The following is a 2938-nucleotide window of genomic DNA, read 5'->3' on the forward strand; positions in this document are numbered from 1 at the left end:
GTTTATCAGCATCTTAAGTTTAATCAGGCGTTTGATGTTGATAATCTTGATGTTGATTTAGGAAAATTTCATCAATGGGTGGGGCGTGTTGGTGGGCGTTTAAGCAAGACGTTAGGTGTTGTGGAAGAGGGACGTGAAGTTTCTTTTTATAGTAAGCTTTCTTATTTGCATAGTTTTGAAGATAAGCAATTCGTTTCTTTTAAAAACGATTTTCAGTTAGGTTCCTTTGGTTCTTCTTTGGAAGCAGGGGTTGGGTTTAATGCCCGTCTCTCAACAAAACTTTCTCTTCGTGGAGATGTCACTTATCAGCATAGATTTAAGAAAATTGGTTTTTCTGGAACGAGTTTCTCTGCTGGATTGCATTATTATTTTTAGTTATACATAAACTATATAGTAACTTATATATAAGTATATATAGTGTTATATTAAGTATTAAAGTAGCTCTTTAGTTTTATATTTATTGTATTTTGAGAAATTTATTAGCTTAAATATAGACATTATTCTTCAATAAATAGAAGTAGGGGAATAGGAGGCGGCAAGAGTTATGATTTATGTATTTCATAAATATGTATTTTTATGCAACGTTACAACAGCTATTCTTTATTTTTTGCAGGTTACGTATGTTAGTGCTGCGGGATCTTCAAGTGATCCAAGAGGGGTGTTTTATAAATGCGATGATAGAAAAACACACTTTCTCGCAGATAAAGTTTATTACTTAAAAAATTCTCAGGAGGCTGCACCTATTGCAGCTATATATGTAGAAAAAGCAGGCACTGTTGTTAATGCCTCTCAGATAGCAGTTTATGGCGATGATCCAGATAAAATATCTGCCTATGGGGCGTATGTAAGAAATGGTGGAAAAATTAATCTAATAGCTTCAGATTTTAAGAATATACCTGCTCTTCGTGCTCAAAATGCCGTTATTAGCATGACAGTAGGGGAAATTAAGGGGACTTCACATGCTATTTATGCATGGGGGAGAGGAACGGATATTGCTTTAGTGAGTGTGAATATCAATATTGAGCCAGATAATTTGAATGTAAAAGGGATCGGTATTATAAGTGGTTTTGATGCAATGGTTAAAATGACAGACGGTACCGTTAATTTTAACCAGATTGGCTCATTTTCAACCCGATTTGGGGGGCGCTATATTCTTGATACTATGGGGATTACGGGGCATGGAAGGAGGGAGGAAACTTTAACAGATAGTGATGGAGCTATGGGGGTATTGCCAGAAGCTTTTGAGGTTTTTCAAGGTGGTGACGTTCATTTGAAAAACAATTTTATCCAGCTAAACCATATGCATGCATTTTTGATGAAAAACTTTTCAGGTTATGTAAGTGATAATGGTAAGTTAATTCAAAAATATATTTCACCAGATGGCTTTAAAAATACAAGTATTAAGATAGAAAAAAACAATATTTCTGTTCAGGGTGAGGGAGTATATGGACTGTATTTTAATGTTTTAGCTCCAGAAGAGATTGCTAAAATGTTGAGGCAACGAGATGATGAAAAAAATTTAGAAACCAAAAAAGTTATTACGGGGAGGGCTTTTGTTTATTTATCAGAGACAAATATGACAGTTCCAGATGGGATTGCAATTTATGCGAAGGGGAATAAAGACTATGAAGTAAAAGGCACTCTTGAATTATCGCATGAAACAAAAATCTCTGGTGATGTGTTGCTAAAAGCTGAAAATAATGCTTCTCTATTGGTGAAAGCAAACGCTTCCTCTCTTACAGGAGGTACGCGTGTTGAAGATAGATCGGTTATTGATTTAGAGTTAATTCGTTATTCAAAATGGTATCTTACTAAAAGTAAATACAATGGTTTACAGGAATCTGTTTCATCGCTTTCTTCTCTAAGTCTTTCCAATAGCACATTGATCTTTGATGAAGATAGTGGTTATCAAACGCTACGCATTGGAAAAAAAGCAGATATAGATGCAGGAGATAAAATTCTCGCATCAAAAGATAAAAAAGTCTATAGTGCTGAGGGAAACGCTCAGATTAGGTTGAATACATTTTTGAATGATGAGGGTTTGTTTGATCCCCAAAAGACGGATCGCATATTGATCTATGGGGATGTTTCTGGAACGACATTCATTCATATGCAAAATTTTCCAAAATATTCAAGTAAAGAAGTCTATGAGGGAAGAGATCAAAGCATTTCAATCGTTCAAGTTGCAGGAACAGCGCGGGCAGGTTCTTTTCGACTCGCCAATGGTTATAATGGTTATACCACGGTGAAAGGTTTTCCTTATCAATATCGTATTCGTGGTTATGGTCCGGGCTCGCCTTTTGGAGAAGCGAATGCTAAGCAAAGATTAGTGGAAGGTGAGGGGGATTTTTGGGATTTCCGACTCGAAGGGGTTTATATTTCTTCTAGAATAGGTTCTTATAATGGTCCATTTGGTAAACCTTCTTCGTTTTCATTATCTCATCCTGTTAATCCTCCATCTTCTCCTCCCAATTCACTTTCTACGTCGTTGATATCTGACTCTCCTCCTTCTACGTCCTCTGGTCCTGTTGATCCTCCGCCCCCCAATCCATTTTCTACGTCGTTGATATCTGACTCTCCTTCTTCTACGTTCTCTGCTCTTGTTGATCCTCCACCTTCTCCCCCCGATCCACTTTCTACGTCGTTGACATCTGACTCTCCTCCTTCTACGTCCTCTGGTCCTGTTGATCCTCCGCCCCCCAATCCATTTTCTACGTCGTTGATATCTGACTCTCCTTCTTCTACGTTCTCTGCTCTTGTTGATCCTCCACCTTCTCCCCCCGATCCACTTTCTACGTCGTTGACATCTGACTCTCCTCCTTCTACGTCCTCTGATCCTGTTGATCCTCCATCTTCTCCCTCCGATCCACTTTCTACGTCGTTTATGTCTGACTCTCCTTCTTCTACATCCCCTGATCCTGTTGATCCTTCATCTTCT

Annotated in this window: 2 protein-coding genes; both read left to right on the plus strand. The window is 38.0% G+C overall.

What is annotated here, in order from left to right; translation table 11 throughout:
- On the plus strand, window positions 1-375 hold a 375-nt coding region (locus ACFIMU_RS08530; protein ID WP_375697025.1), incomplete at its 5' end, for an autotransporter outer membrane beta-barrel domain-containing protein.
- A 169-nt stretch (window positions 376-544) separates the two neighbouring features.
- Window positions 545-2938 (plus strand): autotransporter outer membrane beta-barrel domain-containing protein (locus ACFIMU_RS08535; RefSeq protein ID WP_375697026.1); only part of this gene is annotated, 2394 nt, incomplete at its 3' end.

It is taken from the genome of Bartonella sp. AC70YNML (assembly GCF_042196545.1).
Taxonomy (GTDB): Bacteria; Pseudomonadota; Alphaproteobacteria; order Rhizobiales; family Rhizobiaceae; genus Bartonella.